A 24,527-nucleotide genomic window follows, 5' to 3' on the forward strand; every position below is an offset into this window, starting at 1 on the left:
TTGTTCTAGTTTTATTTTATACGAGTTTATAATAATTTTTACTATTTCGCAAATGTTCCGGGCTTATATCCCATTCTTGTAATAATATCGTTGCTTCTATCGTAATTAGGACGAGCATACAAAAATGTAACTGTTGCTTTATCCAGTATAACATCCAGGCTTTCCCTGGCTGCATATTCCTGTATTGCTTTTGCAATTCTCTCCTGCACCGGTTTTATTAACCTTACTTTTTCTTTAAACAGGTCGCCTTCGTAACCAAATTTCTTTTGCTGTAATTCGTTTGCTTCTGTTTGTTTTTGTCCAATTTCCTCCTCTCTCCTCTTTCTCATATCATCAGTTAAAAGTACTTTATCTGCCTGATAAGCTTTCTGCATTCCTTCAACGTCTTTAAATTTTTGCTCAATATCCTTTTGCCATTGAATAGACAACTCATTTAATTGTTTTTGAGCAGAAGCATATTCTGGTATATGTTTTAAGATATATTCTGAATCTACATATGCCAAGCGTTGTGCTAAAGCTACGTTAGCTATAACGATTAATGCAAATAATATTATACTTTTCTTCATGAATAGAAAATCAATTAAAACCTCCCATTTGCTGAGCGATACTAAAATGGAACTGGCCTTTATTCGCATCCGGATTTCCTGGGATCTTATCAAATCCATATCCATAATCTATCCCCAACAATCCAAATATAGGTAAGAATATTCTGGCACCAACACCTACAGAGCGCTTTACATTGAACGGATTAAATTCAGAGAACCTGTTCCATGTATTACCACCTTCCGCAAATACTAAACCAAATACCTGGGCGGATTCGCTTAAGGTTATCGGATATCTTAACTCCATCACGTATTTGTTATAAATTGGACTACCTGCTGTAGTTGGCGATCCTTCCGGTACTATCGAATTATTGGTATAACCTCTTAAACCTATAATCTCTGAACCTTGTAAGAAATCGAAGCCCTGCATACCATCACCACCTACCTTAAATCTACCAAATGGTGCTAATCCAACTGCTTTATTGTAGTAACCGATAAATCCAAATTGAGCCTGTGCTTTCAATACCAATTTACCATAGATTTTTTGGTAGAATTGCGAATCGAATTTCCATTTATGGTATTCCGCAAACTTATATTTATCAGATGTAGACAGGTTATTGTAATTCTTTCCGTTAAAAGAAGAATAAGGTAAAGTAGCCTGTACTGTAAATCTTAAGTGAGAACCTGACGTTGGATAGATTGGAGCATCAATAGAGTTCCTTGCAAACACCTGAGATAAACTCAAATCGTAAGAATCCCCATTTTCAAACAAATATCCAACGTAGTTTTTCAACTTAAACTGCTGTAAGTTGGCAGAGTAATCAATTCTGAAATAATCATCAGGCCATTTCAATTGCTTACCTAAACTAAATGTCAATCCATTTAATCTGATTTTTTGTTGATTGATATTCGCATTTGACAATCCATTACTTTGCAATGAAGTGTAAGCGCTAATTCCAAAATAGATTGGCTTTTTACCACCTAACCATGGCTCCGAGAAAGAGAAGCTGTAAGATTGATAATACTTGCCGTTTGTTTGTCCTCTGATACTCAACTTCTGCCCATCGCCTTTTGGGAGTGGTTTATAAGCTTTCATGTTGAATAAGTTTCTTGCAGAAAAATTATTGAAAGTCAACCCCAGAGTACCGATAACTCTGCCACCACCAAAACCACCCGAAAGTTCAATTTGATCCGAAGGTTTTTCTACCACAGTATATTGAATATCCACAGTTCCGTCATTCGGATTAGGAAGAGGTGTAATACCAACTTTTTGCTCATCAAAATTACCTAATTGGGTGATCTGCCTTTGTGAACGGATTAGGGCATCTTTAGAAAATTTCTGCCCCGGTTTAGTTCTCAATTCTCTTAATACGACCTGATCGTTTGTTAACTCGTTACCTTTTAAAATTATTTTGTTGATCGTATATTGCGGACCTTCAAAAATCCTGATTTCTAAATCTACAGTATCCTTATAGATTCTTGTTTGTACCGGATCTACATTAAAAGTCAAGTAACCATCGTTCAGATATAAGGAAGAAACATCATCGCTTGAAGGACTATTTCTTAAAGTTTTTTCCAGCTTTTCTTCACTGAATACATCTCCTTTTTCAATTTTAAGAATTTGGTTCAAAATTGAAGTCGGGTATTTGGCATTACCTACAAACGTGATATTTCCAAAATAATATTTAGGCCCTTCATGGATTTTCATCTCAATATCAATGGCCCTATCACTATATTTCTTAATGGTATCAAACACGATTTCGGCCTCTCTGTATCCTTTTTCACGCATTTTAGAAACCATTTTCTCTTTATCACCCTCGTATTTTTCGTTAGTAAATTTACCAGAACCAAAAACCTTATACCAGGCTTGTTCCTTGGTTTTCTTCATAAACTTCTTTAAACGAGCAGTCGAAAACTCTTTATTCCCCTCTATTTTTATAGAGTGTACTTTTACCTTACTATTCTTATCAACATTTACGTTAACAATCTTGCTGTTTGCATCAGCAGAATCGGCTTGATAGGTAATCTTAACTTCAGTATTTAAGTATCCTTTATCAAAGAAGTGTTTTTTAACTATCTCTGTGATGGTTTTATTAAGATTTTCGTTTACTACTTTACTCTTCTGTTTATCCAGCTTCTCCTTCACGTCGGTAGTTTCACTTTTGGACAAACCTTTCAGTTGGATTTTAGAAACTCTTGGAATTTCAACAAGATTAAACTCCAGATAAATCGTCTCACCTTCTATTTTAGATACCGCAAGCTCTACATTTTCGAATAATTGCTGATCCCAAAGGTTTTTAACGGCTGCAGAAGTTGCATCTCCAGGTACTAAAATCCTGTCTCCAACATTTAACCTTGAAATAGTTAAAAGAATAGCTTCATCCAAATGTTTCAGGCCATTCATTTTTATGCCTCCAATAACATATTCTTTCGGACTTAAATAATCCAAATCATCATCAGACTGGGCAGCTTGGAAAGATTTAGAATTGCGCAATTGCGAAAAACCACTAAAACTAATCGAGATTAATATAAGCGCTAAAAGTAATTTCTTCATTTATGTCGTTAATAACAGCTAAATTAGCCTTATTCTTTGTTAATTTTTGTTAAAAGTAAATTTACCTAACTTGTTCACTGGTAAGCCCAAACCTTCTTTCTCTTTGTTGAAAATCTACAATGGCCTCAAACAGATCTTCCTTTCTGAAATCGGGCCAAAGCTTTGGCGTAAAATATAATTCAGCATAAGCTAGTTGCCATAAAAGATAATTACTCATTCGTAATTCTCCGCTTGTGCGTATCATTAATTCAGGATCAGGGAGATTAGCCGTTGACAGATAACCTGAAAAAACTTGTTCGTTAATGCTACCTAAGTCAATTTTTCCGGCTTTTACATCAGCGGCAAGATTTTTTGCAGCTTCGGTAATTTCCCATCTTGAACTGTAAGATAACGCTAAAGTAAGTGTAAGTCGTGTATTGCCCGATGTTTTTTCCATAGCATCTTTCAATTCCTTATAACATCTTTTTGGCAAAGCTGCTAAATCACCTATGGCATTTAACCTAACATTATTCTTCTTTAATGTTTCGGTTTCTTTTGCTATAGTGGAAACCAAAAGCTCCATTAAAGCGGTTACTTCCAGTTTCGGTCTATTCCAATTTTCTGTTGAAAAAGCATATAAAGTAAGATTTTCCACTCCAATTTCCGCAGCTCCTTCTACCGTATCTCTTACCGCTATTACTCCATTTTTATGTCCAAACACCCTTAGTTTACCCTGCTCTTTCGCCCATCTCCCATTCCCATCCATAATTACAGCAATATGCTTTGGCAACCTGGAAGTGTCTATTCTATCCTTAAAACTCATTTTCTAAATGATGAAATCTATATCAGGTTTCTTTCTTTTTCTTTACAAGGTGCTTAAGTCCTATAAATTAACAATCCACACCTACTTTACTGCGAAGGTAGAAATTACTTTGTTTTTTTCTTTAATAAAAGCAAAAATATACGTTAGTCAAAATCAAAATTTAAAATTTCAAAGTTAAAACCAATGTTTAGGACCTGATAAACCATTGTACGATAGACTAAGCAAAGACTAAAGAACAAGAAACAAAGACTAAAGACTGATGAACTAATGAACCAGTGAACTCAATAAACTAATATACCTAAAACGGGCAGTCTTTATTTCTAAACACATAGGACAAAGTAACCAGCGCAAAAAAATAGGTATCCCGCTTTCTGTAATCTCCTCTTTGTATTTTAAAATTGGGATTAGCTCCATCGCTGTATCCCGTTGGATCAGATACAAACCACCTTTCTTTATTAAAATTATTCTTATTGGGATCAATCAGAGCATAATCTTTACTTACATCATCCAGATAATCGGTATATGCTGTTCTGAAACTAAACTCGGTAGCTACATTCCAATTGTTGCTTAATTTAAACTTTATACCCGCACCAATTGGTAAAGCAAAAGCTGTAGTTTTATAAGCATCATTTTCCGGATTAAATTGATCATCATCTAATTCAGTAGCGTAGCGTTTAAGCTCATATTCTTCCCCATTATATATTGCTTTCGGGTTGAAACCAAAATAAGAAACACCCGAGTACAGGAATGGTGTTACCCTCGCTTGTCCCCAGTCAATTCCAAAATCAAAAAAATTAAATTCAAGTTGAATGCTCCCTTCTGTAATGGGTGAAAAGAAATTCAGACCCCGATTACGTTGATCCTCGTTTTTCGAAGCCAAATCATTTGCTCTGACGGTTCCTTTTAATAGAGAAAATTTCAAGGCCCAATAACCATCAAAGTTCTTTTTTACAGCGAAACCAAAAGCGGGGTCCGTTATTTTATGATATCCTCTTTGATTCAGATCACCGGTGTAGCCACTGCCGCCAAGGGCAATCCCCGCTTCCCAATTCTGGGGAAATGCTCTTTGACTTCCAAAGAGCAGCAATGAAAGAAAAACTGCTACATACGAATAATTCATTATTTTCCCTATAGAGCAATTAAGTCATTGCGATCTTTTTGTTGTTTAGTAGTTACGCGTATCTATTCCCCACAATAATTTGTTTCTTAACGTCGATAAATAAGATTCATTGTCTAAACGAATAAGATTTATATCAAAATCTGCTCTTTTAACCTTCAATCTTACGCTGGAGTCAATAATCTCTGTTCTCGAATCCAAAGTAGTTAAGTATTTAGAGCTTCTGGTTTCTATTTCAAATGTTAACTCATGGATATCCGGTAATATTACTGGCCGCACCGTTAAATTATGGGGAGATATTGGTGTAATTACCAAATTGCCAGAGCGAGGTAACATGATAGGCCCTCCGCAGCTTAAAGAATACGCTGTAGATCCGGTTGGAGTTGCTACGATTAAACCGTCTGCCCAGTAAGAGTTTAAAAATTCGCCATCTATATAACAATGTGTAAGCATCATGGCAGAATTATCTCTTTTATGGATGGTAAAATCGTTTAACGCAAAATTCATATCTCCAAACAAATTAGAATCAGATTCTAATTTGAGCAACCGCCTAACATCTAAACTAAATTTTTTCTCTACCAAAGACTGAATGGCAGATTTAATATCTTCTTTATTTACACTTGCTAAAAACCCTAAACGTCCGAAATTGATCCCTATCATTGGAACTCCTGAGTCTCTAACATGCGTTACAGTATCAAGCATAGTACCATCGCCTCCCAGACTTATCATAACATCCAACTGAGCCTTCACCTCATGATGACTGTCAAAAGTTCCAAATCCTTTCGGAAAAAAAAGTTTATCTTTTATAAAATCGAAGAATTTCTTGTAGACTAATACTTCTACGTTATATTCTACCAGGCAATCGAAAACCTGTTGTACATAAGGTATAACCGAGTTGTTAAACTCTCTTCCGTAAATACCAATTGTCATGTCTGTGGAATAATAATTATGGCTAAAGCTCGCCGTACAATATCTTATTAATCGAAGCTCAGATAATTCATTAAAGAATCGTATCTATCTTTTGCTCCGTTATCTCTGTCCAAAAAATTATACGTTGCCTTTACGGTGTAATTATATCTTAAAAACGCCGCTACAACATTATTAATTTCTATTTTATTTAATTTGAGGGTAACTTCTAACCTGGTAGAATCTGGAATAGGCTCTACGTATGAACTTAAAATCTGAATGTTATTAGATTCTATAATTTGTGCAATATGCGACATCGAATTATCTCTGTTACCAACTTCAAGCACAATGATAGCTCCCATTTCAGAAACAGAAAACATTCTCGCAAAAGTGTCTGTTAAGGCTTGCTGAGAGATCAACCCCAAATAATCCATATCGTAACTTAATACTGGAAGCACGCTTAACTTTTGTTCAAAAAAAGCCCTGATAACATCGTAAACATGTTGGTCTTCGTAAACAAATGGATTAATCAATGAAAGATTAAGCGTTTCCAAAGTCGCATTCATGTCTGCAGATGTGGCTATATCTTCTTCGGAAACCAAACCTATAAACTGGTGCTTTTTTACTATGGGTAAATGTCTTACATGAAACTCAGCCATACGATACTCTGCTTTCTGAATCGAGTCAGAAACTTTAAGAGGCGTTATCGTATTGGTTATGAGTTCTTCTGCAATCATTTATTCTTTATTTTCTCTAAGAACTGGTTGGTAAGCAAATTAAATTCCTCCGGTCTCTCCATCATCGGAGCGTGTCCGCATTTGTCTATCCAACTAAGTTCCGAATTAGGTAATAACTCATTAAACTCTTCCGCAACTTCGGGTGGAGTAATTTTATCATCCTTACCCCATATCAAAGCTACCGGTATTTTTATCTTATTCAAATCTTTTGCCATATTATGTCTGATAGCAGATTTTGCCATGGCTAAAATTTTAATAACCTTGCTACGGTCATTCACCGTTTTAAATACATCGTCTACCAATTCTTTAGTAGCAATTGCCGGATCGTAAAACGTAAACTCTACTTTTTCTTTGATAAAATCGTAGCTCTCTCTCTTCGGAAATGAGCCTCCAAAAGAGTTTTCATACAAACCAGAGCTTCCAGTAAGCAAAAGTGCTTTCACATTTTCCTGATGATGTACGGTGTAAACCAACGCTACATGCCCGCCTAAAGAATTACCTAAAAGAACTACATTATTAAGCTTTTTAAACTTAACAAACTTATTCACATAGTTCGCGAGCCCTTTTACCCCTGTATTTAAAAGAGGCATATCGTAAATAGGCAACAAAGGTATAATCACCCTATACCTGCCTTTAAACTCATTTATAACTTCTTCCCAGTTACTAAGAGCTCCCATTAAACCATGGAGTAACAACAGAACCTCGCCCTCTCCTTCTTCTATATAATTGAAACCTTTTTCCTCTTTTACTGTAAACTCCATATATTGTCTAAATACCTTCTATATTGTTTCGCTAAATTACTAGTCTCTTTTTAATCTGAGTATAAAAACCTAATTATTTGTAATTAAAAATAGTTTTTATTGACTTGTTAAAGGTACAAAACAATCGTTTTCAAAAACTAATAAAAATAAAAATTAGTCGCTATTTTTTTATTAAAGACTCAATAACAGTAATAAAAACACTATCCCAATAAGTTTTTGATTGTTTCGGATATCGCTCTGCCGTCTGCTTTTCCTGCTAGTTCTTTATTTGCAATCCCCATAACTTTACCAATTTCCTTTATTGAGGTCACATTCAACTTAACCATTAAGCCTCTTAAATACTCCTCTAATTCCGTCGGCGTCATTTGGCTTGGCAGATACCTTTCAATAACCTCTATCTCCTCCATTTCAATCTGATAAAGGTCTTCTCTATTCTGGCCTTTGTAGATCTCCGCAGATTCTCTTCTTTGTTTTACCAGCTTTTGTAAAACTTTAATTTCTGCTTCCTCAGTAATATTCTCAGAAGCACCTTTCTCTGTCTTTGCCAATAATAAAGCAGATTTTACAGCTCTTAATGCTCTCAAATCGGCTTCTTTCTTTGCCAGCATGGCTGTTTTGATATCCTGATTGATTGTGTTTTCTAATGACATCTTATTTACGGTTTTATTATTTTTTAAAAGTTCGAAGACGGAAACTCGAAGTCCGACCTGTATATCAAATATGCTAATGATTTAATGCGCCGAAGGCATTATCCGGGAAACCTTCCCAACGACTAACTAATGAATACGTACTGTTTAAATTTTCAAATGGTGACTTGTCGACGCCTGTGCTGTTGGCATAATCAACAAATCGTTAATATTTACGTGTGCCGGTCTTGTTACTACAAACCAAATTGTTTCTGCTATATCTTGTGCCATTAAAGGCTCAAATCCTTCGTATACTTTTGCTGCTTTCTCTTCGTCTCCGTGAAATCTTACAACAGAAAATTCTGTTTCTACTGCTCCGGGATGAATCCCTGTAACTTTTATTCCATGCTTCAATAAATCTATGCGCATGGCTTTATTTAGCGCATCAACTGCATGTTTAGTTGCACAATAAACGTTGCCTTTTGCATACACTTCTTTCGCCGCTATGGACCCTAAATTAACAATATGACCTTTTTTATTCTCTATCATCCAATTGGAAACTACCTTAGTTACATACAACAGACCTTTTATATTAGTGTCTATCATTGTATCCCAATCGTCAAAATCACCGTCCTGTATATCGTCAAGTCCCTGGCTAAGCCCGGCATTGTTAATCAAAACATCAACCTTTTTCCAATTTAAAGGTAACGTTTCTAAGTTCTCTATAACTTTTCCTTTATCCCTTACATCAAAGCATAACGTTTTTACATTTACTTTATAATCAGATTCCAGGCGCTGTTTTAATGCAGTTAATCGTTCTTCTCGTCTTCCCGTAAGAATAAGATCGTAGCTGTTTTTTGCAAAGATTTTTGCACAAGCTTCCCCTATTCCTGCTGTCGCTCCAGTTATTAAAACTATACTATTCATTCACAACGAAAATAAAAAATTATTTTTTTTGATTCGGATATTTATCTGATTTCTTAAAAACAAGTAAATTAATAATTTGTTTATCAGCTTGTTCGATTTAGTATAGCTCTTTTAGAATTAATTCTTAAACCTGTATAACTATAATAGGATAGGACAGATATCCCCATCTTCCTTCAGTTATCCCTCGTTTTTCTTACAGTTCTCCCTTACTTCTCCGTACCATCTCTTTTGCAACACTTACGATTGGCTTACATTTCTCTTACGCTTCTCTTACGTTTCTCTTACGCCGCTCTTACGGTACGAAGGAAAATCGTAAGAAAAATGCCGGAGCGATGTAGCTAAGCCGACGAAGATGGTCTAGCTTTGTTTATAGGCAATTCCGGTAATTTGTACAAGAACCGCAGGTATTCTCAGAAGTAACCGCACAGAGGTAACATGGAAAATCTCTAACCGCAGCAAAAAGCACTAATGCACTATTGACGATTTTGTTAGCCACATAGAGAGATAAACTGTTCTTAATTTAGATTTCAACTATTTCTCAGCATTCTCTTAAATAGTTTATAAATCTCGAACCACAATACAGAGATAACAGCAATAATACCTGCCAATCCCAGTTCTGTTAAACTTAGCCGGGTTACTTTAAAGAAACCAGAAAACAAAGGAAAATATAATATGGCAAAAAGGAGTATTAAGGTTAATAAGTTAACTACTACAAATAAGATATTGCGGTTCTTGAAGCTTTCAAACAGGCTATAATAAAATGAACGATTGGTTAAGCTTAACAAGATATTGGCAAAAATAAGTGTAGTAAAAACCATTGCTCTTGTTTCTTCTTCGTTGGCTCCACGCTGTACCATAAGCTGATAGGCGAATAATACTCCGCCGGTGATTATCAAACCCTGAACAATGCTCATCGCAAGTTCTTTCCAGTTCAAGAATGTATCGGTCATTTTTCTTGGTTTCCGCAACATCGTATTCTTTTCCATTGGTTCATTTTCGTACACAATAGAACAGGTTGGCCCCATAATTAACTCTAAAAAGATAACATGAACCGGTGTGAAGATCTGCGGGAATACCCAACCCAAAAACAAGGGCAACGACACGGTAAGGATAATAGGAATATGAATGGAAATGATGTACTGTACAGCTTTTTTAATATTGGCATAAATCCTTCGGCCAGCAGCAATTCCTGTAACCAGTTTATCTAAATCATCGTTGATAATAACAAGTGAAGCGGCTGCTTTTGCAATCTCTGTCCCTTTGTTGCCCATTGCTACGCCAATGTGTGCCGCTTTCAACGCCGGTGCATCATTTACCCCATCACCCAACATGGCCACAACCTCTCCGTTTTGCTTTAAGGCATTTACAACCGTCAGTTTCGCATCTGGAAACATTCGTGTAAATAGTGTTTTCTCGCTCACTTCCTGCAATAATCGTTCTTGAGGATACTCCACAATTTCTTTTCCCTCTATGGCTGCACCGGTATTGAAAATCCCTGCCTGTACGGCAATGCTCTTTGTTGTGTCAGTATTGTCACCGGTAATTACTTTCACTTTTATTCCGGCATTATAAATGTGTTGAAAAACATCCTGAATACCCTTTTTTGGAGGATCATAAAACACTACCAAACCCAAAAAATCAAATTTAAAATCCTGCTGTTTCTCAGGGAAGTTATAGCCTTCAAAATTGGTTTTTGCTACACCTAAAACCCGAAATCCTTGTTTCCCAAAATCTCTAATCAACTCCCTAATTTTATTTTTTTCGCTTTCTGGCAGTATGGATACATTGAGTATAGCTTCCGGTGCGCCTTTGGCCGCAATAATCCGATGCTTTTCTGCATTTTGAAAAAGATGCGTCATCATTGGCGGCTTGCCTTCCAGCGGATATTCATGAAAAAGAGTATACGATTTTCTGAGGTCATTTTTTTGGGTTTCTCCATAAATCCGATGCAGGGTTTTCTCCATAGGATCAAAGGGAACCGGTTCGCTGCTCCACATGGCATAGTCTATCAATTCGGTAAGTGCCGCATCTTTAAAATCTTGTTCTTCGAAAGTTTTATCGGAATGATAATCGTACAGATGCTTAAGGTGCATGGTATTCTCTGTAATTGTTCCTGTCTTGTCGGTACAGATAACCGTGGTACTTCCTAGTGTTTCTACTACGTTGCTTCGTTTAATGATTATCCCTTCACGCATTAATTTCCATGCCCCCAATGCCATAAAAGTGGTAAATGCCACCGGAATTTCTTCGGGCAGAACGGACATAGCCAACGTAAGTCCGTTAAGCAAACTTTCGAGCAGGTTTTGGGTATGATAATAATTTACTGCACAAACCATCAGAAAGATTAGAATCCCAGCAATTGCCATTGTTTTTACAAACTTTCTGATCTGGAGCTGTAAAGGCGATATTTCTTCTGTTATACTGGATATAGAGGTTCCTATTTTTCCAAGCCGGGTTTCTTCACCGATTTTTTTTACTTCAAAAACCGCTAATCCCGATACTGAAACGGTTCCGCTAAATACTTCATTATCTTCAGTTTCATTACTCTTAAAAACGGACAGGCTTTCTCCTGTTAAGGAAGCTTCATTAACAGAAAAATCATTACTATGGACGATTTTCCCATCGGCATTAATCATTTCTCCTTCTTTGGTAATGCATAGATCGCCGACTACAATTTCACTGGTGAGGATTTGTATCACTTTGCCATTGCGGATAACTTCGCTTAAAGGTTCATTAAGTTTCTCTAAGGCTTCCAATGCTTTTTTACTTCTATTGTCCTGATACAGTGAAATAGCAGAAACTGCCACAATTGCCAGAAACATAAACAGCGCTTCGCCGTAGTCACCTATAATTACATAAATGGCTGAGATAGCAAATAACAGAATAAGCATAGGCTCTTTCACTATATCAATAAGCAATTCTACCCAGCTATTTTTTTGAGCCGCATCTATCCGATTATAGCCATACTTCTCTCTCGAAGCAGCTACTTCATAATTGGTAAGACCTTTCAGATGATCGGGAATGTTATGGGACATAAATTAAAAGTACCTATTGTTGATACAAATGAGATTTAAACTCTAACTTATTCTAAGTTACTTTGTTTTAAAATAGTAAGATTACTTTAAAAAACCAACGCCTATAAAAGTAGAATGGGAAATTTTAATTACTCGAAATAAAGGCTGAAGACAAAGTTTCTGAGGAACAATTTATCAATTGATTCGGAATAAGGCTCGTTATCTCTTTTAAGAACACTTTTAAAGGAATTGCTAAGCTTTATTTCAGGAGATAATTTAAAAAACTCAAAATACAGATCGAAACCGATACCTATTTCGTAAGAGGGAATTTTTTTCTGATTCTTTAGAAACCGATAAAAATAGTCTTTATCTCCATCATCGAATTTCTTTTTCGACGCAATATCTATCCCATATTTTACACCGCCAATCAAATAAGCTCTAAAATTATTCCTTCTATCAGATTTTAGTTTTAAAGACAATGGAAAATCTACCATGGTTGCAGCAACAGAACGTCGGGTTTTCCCTTGTGGACTATCCGCCCCATCCTGCTCATATCCCTTACCACTTATAAAAACATAATCCGCCATTCTATCCGTAAAGGTTAAAGTAGGCGTAAATCGTAAGTTAAGGTGTTTGGTTAGATATAAATCACTAACAAAGCCCAACCCAAAACCAGGATTTACAAAAGAGCTAATACTTGTAAGAGAATCTATTGGTCCCGGGTCTGCTTTGTCAAAAAACGGCCCTCGCCAATTAGCCGCTTTCTCGATTTTATATTCCGAACCGATGTATTGAAAAGTAAAACCAAAATGTAAAGTTTCATCATCTACTCCTCCCCCCCAGTTCCCCTGTGCAAAAGACACTAAAGAAAACAGAAGCAGCGAAAGCAGAACTGAAAGCTTTTTAACCATTTATTTTATTCCGGTATATATAGAACAAATACCAAACGTTAAAGGACGGAATTTAGTTTGTTTAAATCCTATTTTATCCATGAGATCTGTAAATCTCCTACCATCAGGAAAAGCTGCCACAGATTCTGGTAAATAAGAATAAGCGCTGGAATCTTTAGAGAAGAACTTTCCTATTGTTGGTGTAACATAATGAAAATAGAAATTGTATAATTGCTTTATCGGGAACGACACAGGTTTAGAGAATTCCAATACCACAAGTTTACCCCCGGGTTTTAAAACCCGATACATGTCAGAAATACCCTTTTCCAAATGTTCGAAGTTTCTAACTCCAAAAGCTACTGTTATAGCATCAAAAGTATCATTATCAAAAAGAAGCTTTTCAGAATCGCCCAATCTTACCTCGTAAATATCCTGCTTATTTCTTTTCGCTATTTTTTGTTTGGCAACTTCCAGCATCCCTGCCGAAATATCCACACCTATTATCTTTTCAGGTTTTAGGATTTCTATCGCTTCAAAAGCAAAATCTCCGGTGCCCGTAGCTACATCCAGCATCAGTTTAGGCTGAGTAGTCTTTAATTCTTTAATTGCTTTTTTTCGCCAAATAATATCAATTCCTAAAGACATGAAATGATTTAAGAAATCATAAGTCTTGGAAATATTATTGAACATTGTTGCAACCTGCTCTTTTTTTGCTGCCTGCTGATCTTTATATGGAGTGATATTTTGTGCCATTGTTGATGGCAAAGATAAAACAATTTACTGTTTAACCGCAAAAGGCACCAAGTATACAGGGGTATGTTTTAGTTTTTAATATTTAACCTGAGATTCGATTAATATTTCATTGTTTTTGAGTGATTTGGACATTATTTCATGTTTAGATTGCTTCGTTCCTCGCAATGACGCCCCTATTTTTTGTCATTGCGAGGAGGTACGACGAAGCAATCTCTTCTCGCACTACTCTCATAGCCTTTTTATAATCGAACTCCTCAGGTTATTTAATGAATGTTGACTTCTAAAAAGTGTTCGTCGTCTTTAGTCGTGAGTCCTTAATACCAGCTACGAGTTTTGATTCCAGATTAAATTAACCACAAAGAGCATTAAAGCTTTCACAGAGCCCACAAAGTTTTTCACTCTGCATAGTTTGTGCTTTTTTAGCAATCTTTCTGGTTTTTCTGGTTTTTTAAATTTCAGATTAATGTTTATTGATATTTAAAAAAGCTTAAAGCATACCCAACCTATGAACTAACTCAGCAAAACCCCACATTTACTCCCACCCCAAATACTTGCCTGATCTGGAAACCGGGATATGCATTATCGTCATAAATCGTTTGGAATGCTAAATTAGTAGATAAGTATTTATTAATTTTCATGACCACATTAAGCTGATAATCGACATCTACATTTTGTGGCTTATCCAAATAATTAGAATACAGATTCAAAACATTCTCCAGAGAAACATTCTCCATCAGATTGAATTTATAGTAAGCGGAGGTATACATTCCCAGTTCGTATCGCATGCTCTTTCCTTCTTCAACGCCAAAATATTTTCTATCCGGCAAAGTCCTGCTTTTGTCTACAAACACCATTCTGGATGTTGCCGGTGCTATATTGACTTTTAGATTATCATTTTTCTTCCATAACATACCCGGACCAAAAGTTAGATATGCTGGAGAAAAGAAATTGGTATAGGAAGTTCGGATTTCTTTACCATTGGCATCTGTACCATAATTATATCCCTCCGTAAATTGTGTTTTAAAATTGAGAATTCCCGAATAGTACCAGTTACCGGAAGCTTTTCGCCCATAAAGTGAATTCAATTCTATACGATCATCTGTTTTTTTAGCAAATTCTGAATTTTTGGTCCTAACCAAACCATAAGCTCCAATAATCTTGTTATCCCAAGTATTATCACCTTTTTTATAGTTGAAATCATAATTCAGGCCTAAAGTTCCCGAAATATTGTTTTCCCCTCCGGCTAACCAATTGCTAAATGCAGATTGATTAAACAATAAAGAGATATTTCCTTTTTTGATCCAGCCATCCTTAACCTCTTCCTTTTCCTGAGCAAAGCTTAGTAGTGAACCTAACATTAAAAAGCTGGTAATAATCTTTTTCTTCATAAGACTCCTTTCTAAATTGTTAAACAGTAGTTTATCTACTATACGGAAATTTCATTCTTTTGTTTGATTTGTACAATAAGTGATAAATGATTAAAACTGTATCTTTGTAGTATGATTATCAAATCCGCAGAATTTACTGTCAGTAATACCAAAATAAGCAAGCTTCCTCCCTGCGTTTTACCTGAATACGCATTTATAGGAAGATCTAATGTAGGAAAGTCTTCTTTAATCAATATGCTCACTGATGTAAAGGGTTTAGCTAAAACTTCCCAAAAGCCAGGAAAAACGCAGTTGATAAATCATTTTTTGATTAATAAAGAATGGTATCTTGTAGATTTACCTGGCTATGGCTATGCCAGAAGTTCGAAATCAAACAGGCTTGAATGGGCTAAATTTATTAAAAACTATCTGGAAAAAAGAGAAAGTCTGCAATGCGTTTTTGTTCTTATTGACAGCCGTTTGGAGCCTCAGAAAATTGACATAGAGTTTTGTTGTTATTTGGGAGAAAGAGGGATTCCTTTCATCCTGATCTTCACCAAGGCGGATAAAAACGGAGTAAATAAATCTCAGCAAAACATGTCGGCTTTTAAAAAAGAAATGCTAAAACATTTTGAAGAGGTTCCACAAATGTTGCTGACATCTTCTGAAACCAAATTCGGAAAAGAGGAAGTTTTAAGCTTTATTCAGGATGTAAATCAACATTTTGAAATTCCTGAAGTTGCACAGACACAAATTGAAGCTGGATTGAAGAGTAAAGATTAAGGAATAAAGATCGAAGAGTAAAGACTGATAACTGACAACTAACTACTAACAACTGATCCAAACATGAAGAAATACCTTTCGTTAGTTACATTTTCGCATACCATTTTTGCCATGCCTTTTGCTTTTATTGGTTTCTTTTTGGCAATAAGCACAACAGATCATCCCTTTTCATGGCTCAAACTTTTATTAATGGTTTGTTGTATGGTTTTTGCCCGAAATGCGGCCATGGCATTCAATCGATATTTAGACAGGGATATAGATGCACTTAACCCTCGCACAAAAGTTCGGGATATTCCTTCTGGAAGAATTTCGGCCAAAAACGCTTTGATATTTACACTAATAAATTGTGCATTGTTCATCTCTGCTACGTGGTTTATTAATCCTTTGTGTTTTTATTTGTCACCCGTAGCTTTACTGGTGGTTTTAGGTTATAGCGCTACCAAACGTTTTACCGCACTATGTCATTTGGTTTTAGGATTAGGCTTATCATTAGCCCCAATTGGTGCTTACTTAGTGATTACGGGGGAGTTTGCGGTATTACCGGTGTTATTTTCTCTGGCTGTACTTTGCTGGGTAAGTGGCTTTGATATTATCTATGCACTTCAGGACGAGGATTTTGACAGAAACTTGAAACTGCATTCAATTCCGTCTTACCTGGGTACAAAAAATGCCTTAATGGTTAGCAATATATTACATATCTGCTCTGCAATATTTGTAATTATTCCTGTCCTTATAACTCCATTATCCTGGTTTTACTTTGTTGGTTTGGCTATTTTCGTCACTATGCTGATTTATCAGCACAGACTGGTAAAACCAAATGACCTGTCCAGAGTTAACTTTGCTTTTATGACTACAAACGGAATTGCTTCCGTAGCGTTTGCCGTTTGTTTCTTGTTAGACGTTTTTATTAGATCATAATCATCATGATAAAAAAGAAAGAAAAAACATTTGTTCCCAACAACATGGAAATTAAATGGGAAAATCTAGAACCTCTGTTCAAAGAATTACAAAACCGTCCGATAGATAGTTTTTCTGATTTGGAACAATGGTTAAGGGACCGCAGCGAATTGGAAGCTACATTGGAGGAAGACTTTGCCTGGCGATATATTAAAATGACCTGCGATACTTCTAATGAAGAACTTGTTAAAAGCTTTCAATATTTCGCAACGGAAATTGAGCCTAAAATTGCTCCACTTCAAAATGAATTGAATAAAAAATTGGTAGAATCTGCTTTTGTAAACGATTTAAACCATGACAAATATTTTATTTACCTGAGAGGTGTTAAAAAAGCACTTGCCCTGTTCAGAGAAGAAAACATTCCGTTACAGACAGAAATTCAAATCGAACAACAGAAATATCAGGGTATTACAGGTGCCATGTCTGTTACTATAGATGAACAAGAGTACACTTTAGAGCAAGCTTCTAACTTTTTAAAAGATTTAGACAGGTCAAAAAGGGAAAAAGCTTGGAAAAGTATAACCTTGAGACGTTTACAGGATAAGGAAGAATTAGACGTCTTATTCAATAAGCTAAAATCCTTAAGGCATCAGGTAGCTTTGAATGCCGATTTCAAGAATTTCAGAGATTATATGTTCGAAGCTCTAGGCCGTTTCGATTATTCTGTTCAGGACGTTTATAACTTCCATCATGCTGTTCAGCAAGAAATTGTGCCTTTATTGGCAGAACAGGCGGAAGATCGCAAAAAGGCCCTGAATTTAGATGTTTTAAAACCCTGGGATACCGAGGTTGACACTTCCGGAAAACCAGCATTGAAACCTTTTTCTAACGGCGAAGAGTTAATAAATAAGTCTATTCTGTGCTTTGACAAATTGAACCCGTATTTAGGAGAAAGATTGTCTATCATGAAAGAGAACAATCTTTTTGATGTTGAGAGCAGGAAAGGAAAAGCTCCGGGAGGTTACAATTATCCTTTGGCAGAAACCGGTGCGCCCTTCATTTTCATGAATTCGGCGGGCTCTTTTAGAGACCTTACTACAATGGTTCATGAAGGCGGCCATGCAGTGCACACTTTCTTAACAGCAGATTTAGAACTTAACGATTTTAAACATTGTCCTTCTGAAGTTGCAGAATTGGCTTCAATGTCTATGGAACTAATTTCTATGGATTATTGGGATGAATTTTTTTCTGATCCGGCAGAGTTGAAAAGGGCAAAACAATACCAGTTAAAAGATGTGCTAAAAACTTTACCATGGGTAGCTGTTGTAGATAAATTTCAGCATTGGATTTATGAAAATCCCGAGCATAGCAGTGAGGAACGTACGATAGCATGGAAAAGGATATTCACCGAATTTGGGGCTAATTTTGTAGACTGGAGCGATCATGAGGATGCGTTAGCAAACCTTTGGCAAAAACAGCTTCACATATTCGAGGTTCCGTTTTACTATATTGAGTACGGGATTGCGCAGCTTGGCGCTATAGCTGTTTGGAAAAATTATAAGGAAAACCCGGAAAAAGGTCTTCAAAACTATATAGAAGCCCTGAAATTGGGTTATACCAAATCTATAAAAGAGATTTATAAAACAGCAGGAATCGAGTTTGATTTTAGTGCTGCTTATATCAGAGAGCTGGCCCAGTTCGTGATCACCGAATTGAAAAAGCTGAATTAGTTGGCTAGTATTTAGTAGTAAGTATCGAGATGGGTGGATTAGTTTCTTAAGTAGATACCTCCAAAGAACCTTGCATTATTTAATATAAAACCACAAAGAGCTCTAAGCTTTTCACAAAGGACGCTAAGTTTTTGGCTCTGCAATTCACTTTGTGTAATTATAAATTCTTAGTGCTCTTTGTGGTTAATCTATCTTACTTCGTATTCGGACTTATAGTTCATCAATCATTGGTTCATTAGTAGATTTCACTATGGACCATCAACTATGGACAATTAGACATCCGACACATCCCAACACTTGATATCTGAAACTTAATTCACCACTGGTGTAACTTCTTTAATAAAATAATTTCTTATACCATCGGGCATTTCCCAACTTACTTTATCGCCACTTTTATATCCAGCAAGCGCCACACCTATTGGTGATAAGATAGAAAGTTTATTTAATTTTTGCTTTGCTTTTTTAGGCTCTACCAATATAAACTCTAATTCTTTACCAGACTGCTCTTCCTCTATCTTTAATTTGGTATTTACAGAAACAAATCCTTCTGGTAATGTCTTCTCTGTTAAAACCTCTGCCTTTTCCAATTCAGCTGCAAGCTTTTGTTTGTTGAACTCAGGCATTGCATTGCTGTTTGATTTTAAATAATCCTTTAATAAACTATAAACACCTTTCGATAATTTCACTTCTAAATTTTCCATAACAACTTTAAATTTCATTTAACCATTATTTCATTTTAAAACCGCCTATATGCAATAACAATAGCAACCGGATTTTTATCGACAAATCCTGGTAACTATTATTTATTAGACGCCCATCAAAAGGCCCCGACTTCTTCTAAGCCGGGGCTTAAAAAATAAAGTCTTTACTGGAAATTCTAAAGGTATTGTATTCTGTAGGCAAACAGAAACGATTGAACCTATCAAAAAAGGTTAAACAATTAGCTATATGCCTTGCCAACTGTCTTAAATAAGCATCGAAATTAATTAGCATTATTTTATCCTCCATTGAATTATCTTAAAGATAGGCCTTAATTTCTATATAAAAAAGGTTGAGATATTTAAAGACAATATTATGGCAAACACATCGATTGCGCATTCAAAAATCCCTAGTAAACCGATCTTTCGTACCCTCATCGTAATTGGAAAATAACTAACCAAACTATAGCTTAAAAATGAGTATCTTTATATATCATTAAAATAAACAGGAATATGCTGGTACATCATGTATTATTTTGGCTAAAACCTGATATTACGAAAGAGCAAAAAAAAGCATTTCGCGAAGGTTTGGAATCATTAAAAAATGTGGAAACCATTAAGTCTTTCCATATTGGTGTTCCCCTTGCTATCGAAAGGGCAGTTGTAGATTCTTCTTATACGTTTTCACTTTTCGCTATTTTCGACAACATTGAGGGATATAATGTCTATCAGATGCATTCTACGCATTTAAAATTTTTAGAGAAATTCAAAAAACTATTCGAAAAAATCATCATCTACGATTCTATTTAAAATTCAATGATACCCCGAAAAATAATAATAGCAGCGTCACTTTGTATATTTAGTCACCTATCCCCCGCCCAGGAAAAATTTGAAAAAGAATACCGTATCAATAAAAGAAGTGCGCCATCAAATGCGACTTCTTTTATTGATGAATGCTTTCCGGATTCACGAATAAAATGGTATAGAGAGGAAAGCACCAAAGGAACTTTTTTTGAAGCTAAGATTCGCCACAGCAAAACAATATATAGTATAAAGTTTGACCAGCAGGGAAATTTACAGGATACAGAAAGAACCTTGTCTTTTAAGGATTTACCTGTTGGTGCGCAAAAGAATATCAGACAATTTCTTGAAAGAAGGTTCGCAACTTACTCTATTATTAAATTGCAGGAACAGTGGTTGGCTGATAAAAACATTATTAAATCTTTAATTGTGAATGGAAACCCTTCCGGACACTATAAAACAAATTACGAATTGGAAATTAGGGGTAAAGCAGGAAAAGATATCGACTTTTTTGAATTTCTGTTTAACCAGGAAGGCAAATTGGTAAGGGAATATAAAATCGTAGAGAAGAACTTCAATAACCTAATTTTCTAAAGCATGAGACACAAGATTATTTTATTGCTTGTCATTTCTTTTATAAGTAGTGCTTCGTTCGGCCAAAACGAATATAAATTAGGTATTATATCTCTATTGAATACAGATGTATCATTCAAGAACCAATGGAAACTGAATACCAAACTAGAAAGCAGATATATTCTTTCGGAGGGAGAAGTTAAAACTCCTATAAATTTCAATAATCGGTACGAACGTTCAGATTTAGAGTTTATCCTTACTAAAAAACTAAACTCTATACATACTCTAGGGGCTGGTTACTTAGGCAGACTGAAAGAAAATGGCGATTTAATTCACCGCTTTATACAACAGTATGCATTCATTCAAAAATCTGGCAGCATGCGGATTGCCCATCGTTTCAGAACGGACGAAACCTTTGGAAAAAGTGAAGATTTCAGATTTAGACTGCGGTATAGAATAAGTACAGATAAAGCTTTGGAAGGACAAACCATTGATGAAAAAGAGTTCTATTTAAAATTCAGCAATGAATATCTGGGTTCTTATCAAAACAGCGATATAAATCTGGAGATAAGAGCTTTGGCTGCCTTAGGATACAATTTTAACGATAGCAGTAAAGTCGAGGCTGGTCTGGACTACAGGATGGAAGATATGCTTAATGAAACAAAAACTCATTTAGGCTGGCTAAATATAGGCTGGTATTATAGCTTCTAAACAATTATGATTATAAAGACTTTTGCTCAAAATGTAATTGATTTCAATAAAAACCTGAAATATTCCGGACAATTGCCAAACGGCTTTCAGGTAATGAATCCCTATATGGATAATCCGGAAACCATGCAGGTTATGCAGGCATTTTATCAGAAATTTTATAATGATTCTGATAAAAGGAGATTTATTGTAGGAATTAATCCCAGTCGTCATGGTGCAGGAGTAACAGGTGTGCCCTTTACCGATACAAAAAGATTAGCAAGTGTATGCGGTATCGAAATGAAATCGGCGCACACCCATGAGATATCTTCAGTATTTATGTACGATATGATAACAGCTTGCGGTGGTCCTCAGAACTTTTATAAACATTTTTATATCAACTCTCCTTTTCCATTGGCCATTATCAGAAATGCTGGAGAAGACAAATGGCTTAATGCAAATTACTATGATGATTTGCGGCTTTTCGAAATGGTAAAAGATTTCATGATATCATCTTTAAAACAGCATATCAGTCTCGGATTGGATACTTCTGAAGTCTTTGTTCTGGGAAAGAAAAATGCAGATTTTATCAGTAAGTTGAATAAAAAAGAAAAACTATTCGAGCAACTAACCATATTGGAACATCCACGTTATATCCAACAATATAAATCGAAAGACAAACAACTCTACATTGATAAGTATATCCAAACCTTGTTTAAAGGGCTATAAAATATGAGGAAAGGCAAAAAGCAATTATCTATTGAAGAGGATAACACAAATAAAAAAATCTCTTTCGAAAGCATTTCCGAAAGAGATTTCTTAAAGAATTTTCTGTTTAAATCTTATAATTCAGGGTATTTTTCCGGATTAAATTCGCTCATCATCTGATAAACGGCTTCTATTACATCATCTGTACTTGGTTTCGAAAAATAATCGCCGTCTGATCCGTAAGGAGGTCTGTGAGCCTTTGCAGATAAAGTTCTCGGTTGCGCATCTAATAGATAGTATCCGTTTTGACGTTCCAATATATCATGTAAAATATATGCAGATGCTCCACCCGGTACATCTTCATCTACCACCAAAAGCTTACTTGTTTTCTGCAATGACTTCGCACAATCCATATCAAGATCAAAAGGCATTAAAGTTTGGGCATCTATCACTTCCACATTAATCCCTAATGCTCCAAGTTCGGTAACAGCCTCCATAATTTGCTTGATTACAGCACCATAAGACACAATGGTGATATCCTTCCCTTCTTTCAGTACTTCCACTTTACCCAAAGGAACTGTAAACTCACCTATATTGTCAGGTAATTTTTCTTTTATCCGATAACCGTTTAATGTTTCTATCATCACAGCAGGTTCATCTCCGCGAAGTAAAGTATTATACATACCAGCTGCCTGCGTCATATTTCGCGGCACACAAAGATGTACACCTTTTAAAGAACCTAAAATAACGCTCATTGGCGATCCGGAATGCCATATCCCTTCCAATCTGTGGCCTCTTGTTCTGACAATCATTGGAGCTATTTGTCCCACTTTAGTTCTGTAAGTTAAAGATGCTAAATCGTCGGTCAGTACGTTCAACGCGAAATAAATATAGTCCAGATACTGTATTTCGGCTATTGGCCTGAATCCTCTTAAAGCCAGTCCTATCCCCTGTCCGATAATAGTCATTTCCCGAATACCTGTATCGGTAATTCTCATTTCTCCAAATTTTGCCTGCAATCCGGCAAAGCCCTGGTTTACATCACCTATCAGACCTAAGTCTTCTCCAAATGCTATTAAGCGGGGGTTCTTTTTAAAATTAGCTTCAAAACAAGCATTCAGTACATCCTTGCCATCCACCATTCTGGATCCGGCAGAATAAACCGGATCTATAGTTTCAATTCTTAAAGGTGAATTGGGTGTATCAGAAAAAAGGCCCGAATTGTATCTTTCTTTATTTATCTCTTTCTGCTCTTCATACCACTTTTTAAGTGCCGATTTTGCATCCGAATCATGAAATCTGGTGATCCGCAGCGCTTTTCGTATAGCACCAAACATTTCTTTACGCAGTGGATCTATCTCTGACCTATAAATAAGTGCTATCTTTTTAACTTGGGGAACTTCGTTCCCCAGGTTCTCTAATAAATTTAAGGTTTGCGCTTTCTCTACTTTTACACTATCCAGAAATTTCGTCCAGGATTGCTTTATAGTTGTCCTTACTTCGTTTTTAATGGTATCCTCTAATTCCGAGATTTCCTCTTCTGTTGCAATGGCCGACTCCAACATCCATTTCCTCATCTGCGCAATACAATCGTATTCCCTTTCCCATTCTAAGCGCTCATTAGATTTGTAGCGTTCATGTGAACCGGAAGTAGAATGACCTTGCGGCTGAGTCATTTCGGTGACATGGATTAAAACAGGAACATGCTCCTCTCTACACATCTTAATTGCAGTTTCGTAGGTTTCACATAGCGCTACGTAATCCCAGCCCTTAACCTTAAATATTTCTATTCCCGGCTTATCTTTGGTACGCTGAAACCCTTTCAAAACTTCGGAAATATCTTCTTTCGTTGTCTGATATTTATTTGGAACAGATATACCGTAACCGTCATCCCAAATAGAAATAGCTAAAGGTATCTGCAAAACTCCTGCAGCATTAATAGCTTCAAAAAATAAACCTTCTGAAGTGGAAGCATTGCCTATTGTACCAAAGGCAACTTCATTTCCATTTATAGAGAATTGGCTGAACTCTTTTAATTCGGGATTTTGCCTATAGAGTTTAGACGCTTGGGCCAAACCTATCAAACGAGCCATTTGCGTAGCTGTTGACGATACATCTGAAGCTGAATTCTTCATTTGTGTAAGGTCTTTCCAGGAACCATCCGGGTTTATGGATCTGGAGGCAAAATGTGCATTCATTTGTCTTCCGCCGGAATGTGGTTCGTGATCTAAATCAGGGTGAGCATACAATTGTGCAAAAAATTGCTTCACTGTCGCCATGCCTGTCGCAAACATAACAGTTTGATCTCTGTAATATCCCGATCTCCAATCGCCGTTTTTAAAAGCTTTGCTCATAGCTACCTGAGCTATTTCTTTTCCATCGCCAAATATTCCAAACTTCGCTTTTCCGGTTAATGCTTCTTTTCTTCCCTGTAAACTAACTTGTCGGCTTTCGTAGGCTATTTTATAGTCTTTTATTACGATTGCCTTAAAGTCTTCAAAACTTAATTCCGATGTATCAAACTGATTGGTCACTTTATGTTGCATCTCTAAAATTTCTATCGGTTGCTTTCAAAAATAGGAAATATCATCGGCTATGCCGAATTTTACAATCTTATTTCATAAAATATTTGGAACATCTTTTGAGTTTGTTAC

22 protein-coding genes are annotated in these 24,527 nt (G+C 35.9%); 7 read left to right on the forward strand and 15 right to left on the reverse strand.

The window, feature by feature from the left end:
• Positions 1-41 precede the first annotated feature (41 nt).
• The 13 genes from PEDSA_RS09765 to PEDSA_RS09825 form a co-directional block, all read right to left on the reverse strand.
• Positions 42-566, reverse strand: coding sequence for an OmpH family outer membrane protein (locus PEDSA_RS09765; RefSeq protein WP_013632994.1), 525 nt, complete (start codon positions 564-566; stop codon positions 42-44).
• Positions 567-576: 10 nt separating this feature from the next.
• Positions 577-3,096, reverse strand: a complete 2,520-nt coding sequence (gene bamA, locus PEDSA_RS09770) for an outer membrane protein assembly factor BamA (protein ID WP_013632995.1) — start codon at positions 3,094-3,096, stop codon at positions 577-579.
• 61 nt (positions 3,097-3,157) lie between these two features.
• Positions 3,158-3,898 carry an isoprenyl transferase gene (locus PEDSA_RS09775; protein ID WP_013632996.1) on the reverse strand — a complete coding sequence of 247 codons (741 nt, stop codon included), beginning with the start codon at positions 3,896-3,898 and terminating at the stop codon, positions 3,158-3,160.
• Between the two features lie 298 nt (positions 3,899-4,196).
• Positions 4,197-5,018 (reverse strand): type IX secretion system protein PorG, encoded by an 822-nt coding sequence (porG, locus tag PEDSA_RS09780; protein WP_013632997.1) that lies wholly within the window; start codon positions 5,016-5,018, stop codon positions 4,197-4,199.
• 45 nt (positions 5,019-5,063) lie between these two features.
• Complete coding sequence (locus PEDSA_RS09785) at positions 5,064-5,945, reverse strand: NAD kinase (RefSeq protein ID WP_013632998.1); 882 nt, start codon at positions 5,943-5,945, stop codon at positions 5,064-5,066.
• Between the two features lie 47 nt (positions 5,946-5,992).
• The gene (locus tag PEDSA_RS09790) at positions 5,993-6,658 is read right to left on the reverse strand and encodes a CBS domain-containing protein (RefSeq protein WP_013632999.1); all 666 of its coding nucleotides are present in this window, start codon (positions 6,656-6,658) and stop codon (positions 5,993-5,995) included.
• Positions 6,655-7,419 carry an alpha/beta fold hydrolase gene (locus PEDSA_RS09795; protein ID WP_013633000.1) on the reverse strand — a complete coding sequence of 255 codons (765 nt, stop codon included), beginning with the start codon at positions 7,417-7,419 and terminating at the stop codon, positions 6,655-6,657. The genes PEDSA_RS09790 and PEDSA_RS09795 overlap by 4 nt, the downstream gene beginning before the upstream one ends.
• A gap of 200 nt (positions 7,420-7,619) precedes the next feature.
• Positions 7,620-8,069, reverse strand: a complete 450-nt coding sequence (locus PEDSA_RS09800; protein ID WP_013633001.1) for a GatB/YqeY domain-containing protein — start codon at positions 8,067-8,069, stop codon at positions 7,620-7,622.
• Between the two features lie 144 nt (positions 8,070-8,213).
• Positions 8,214-8,972, reverse strand: a complete 759-nt coding sequence (locus tag PEDSA_RS09805) for an SDR family NAD(P)-dependent oxidoreductase (RefSeq protein ID WP_013633002.1) — start codon at positions 8,970-8,972, stop codon at positions 8,214-8,216.
• Between the two features lie 527 nt (positions 8,973-9,499).
• The gene (locus PEDSA_RS09810; RefSeq protein WP_013633003.1) at positions 9,500-12,007 is read right to left on the reverse strand and encodes a cation-translocating P-type ATPase; all 2,508 of its coding nucleotides are present in this window, start codon (positions 12,005-12,007) and stop codon (positions 9,500-9,502) included.
• Between the two features lie 128 nt (positions 12,008-12,135).
• Entirely contained in the window at positions 12,136-12,897 is a 762-nt protein-coding gene (gene porT / locus PEDSA_RS09815; protein WP_013633004.1) for a type IX secretion/gliding motility protein PorT/SprT, read from the reverse strand.
• On the reverse strand, positions 12,898-13,629 hold the full coding sequence (ubiE, locus tag PEDSA_RS09820; RefSeq protein WP_013633005.1) for a bifunctional demethylmenaquinone methyltransferase/2-methoxy-6-polyprenyl-1,4-benzoquinol methylase UbiE: 732 nt from the start codon (positions 13,627-13,629) through the stop codon (positions 12,898-12,900). It lies immediately after the preceding gene.
• Positions 13,630-14,144: 515 nt separating this feature from the next.
• Positions 14,145-15,017, reverse strand: a complete 873-nt coding sequence (locus PEDSA_RS09825) for a DUF3078 domain-containing protein (RefSeq protein WP_013633006.1) — start codon at positions 15,015-15,017, stop codon at positions 14,145-14,147.
• A 111-nt stretch (positions 15,018-15,128) separates the two neighbouring features.
• Here PEDSA_RS09825 and yihA point away from each other — a divergent pair, with 111 nt between their 5' ends.
• The 3 genes from yihA to PEDSA_RS09840 all read left to right on the forward strand — a co-directional run bounded on the left by yihA (position 15,129) and on the right by PEDSA_RS09840 (position 18,406).
• Entirely contained in the window at positions 15,129-15,779 is a 651-nt protein-coding gene (gene yihA, locus PEDSA_RS09830; RefSeq protein ID WP_013633007.1) for a ribosome biogenesis GTP-binding protein YihA/YsxC, read from the forward strand.
• A gap of 63 nt (positions 15,780-15,842) precedes the next feature.
• On the forward strand, positions 15,843-16,697 hold the full coding sequence (locus tag PEDSA_RS09835) for a UbiA-like polyprenyltransferase (RefSeq protein WP_013633008.1): 855 nt from the start codon (positions 15,843-15,845) through the stop codon (positions 16,695-16,697).
• 5 nt (positions 16,698-16,702) lie between these two features.
• Positions 16,703-18,406, forward strand: coding sequence for a M3 family oligoendopeptidase (locus tag PEDSA_RS09840; RefSeq protein WP_013633009.1), 1,704 nt, complete (start codon positions 16,703-16,705; stop codon positions 18,404-18,406).
• Between the two features lie 311 nt (positions 18,407-18,717).
• Here the strand turns inward: PEDSA_RS09840 and PEDSA_RS09845 are convergent, their stop codons facing one another.
• Complete coding sequence (locus tag PEDSA_RS09845; protein ID WP_013633010.1) at positions 18,718-19,125, reverse strand: GreA/GreB family elongation factor; 408 nt, start codon at positions 19,123-19,125, stop codon at positions 18,718-18,720.
• Between the two features lie 492 nt (positions 19,126-19,617).
• Between PEDSA_RS09845 and PEDSA_RS09850 the strand changes: the two genes are divergently transcribed.
• The 4 genes from PEDSA_RS09850 to PEDSA_RS09865 are packed head-to-tail and all read left to right on the forward strand — an operon-like array spanning position 19,618 to position 21,894.
• Entirely contained in the window at positions 19,618-19,914 is a 297-nt protein-coding gene (locus tag PEDSA_RS09850) for a Dabb family protein (protein WP_013633011.1), read from the forward strand.
• Positions 19,915-19,920: 6 nt separating this feature from the next.
• Positions 19,921-20,499 (forward strand): hypothetical protein, encoded by a 579-nt coding sequence (locus PEDSA_RS09855; protein WP_013633012.1) that lies wholly within the window; start codon positions 19,921-19,923, stop codon positions 20,497-20,499.
• Between the two features lie 3 nt (positions 20,500-20,502).
• Positions 20,503-21,189, forward strand: coding sequence for a DUF2490 domain-containing protein (locus PEDSA_RS19575; protein WP_013633013.1), 687 nt, complete (start codon positions 20,503-20,505; stop codon positions 21,187-21,189).
• Between the two features lie 6 nt (positions 21,190-21,195).
• On the forward strand, positions 21,196-21,894 hold the full coding sequence (locus PEDSA_RS09865; RefSeq protein WP_013633014.1) for an SMUG2 DNA glycosylase family protein: 699 nt from the start codon (positions 21,196-21,198) through the stop codon (positions 21,892-21,894).
• Between the two features lie 113 nt (positions 21,895-22,007).
• Here the strand turns inward: PEDSA_RS09865 and PEDSA_RS09870 are convergent, their stop codons facing one another.
• The gene (locus PEDSA_RS09870; protein WP_013633016.1) at positions 22,008-24,419 is read right to left on the reverse strand and encodes an alpha-ketoacid dehydrogenase subunit alpha/beta; all 2,412 of its coding nucleotides are present in this window, start codon (positions 24,417-24,419) and stop codon (positions 22,008-22,010) included.
• Positions 24,420-24,527 lie beyond the last annotated feature (108 nt).

Origin of the sequence: Pseudopedobacter saltans DSM 12145 (genome assembly GCF_000190735.1) — a bacterium.
Classification (GTDB): Bacteria; Bacteroidota; Bacteroidia; order Sphingobacteriales; family Sphingobacteriaceae; genus Pseudopedobacter; species Pseudopedobacter saltans.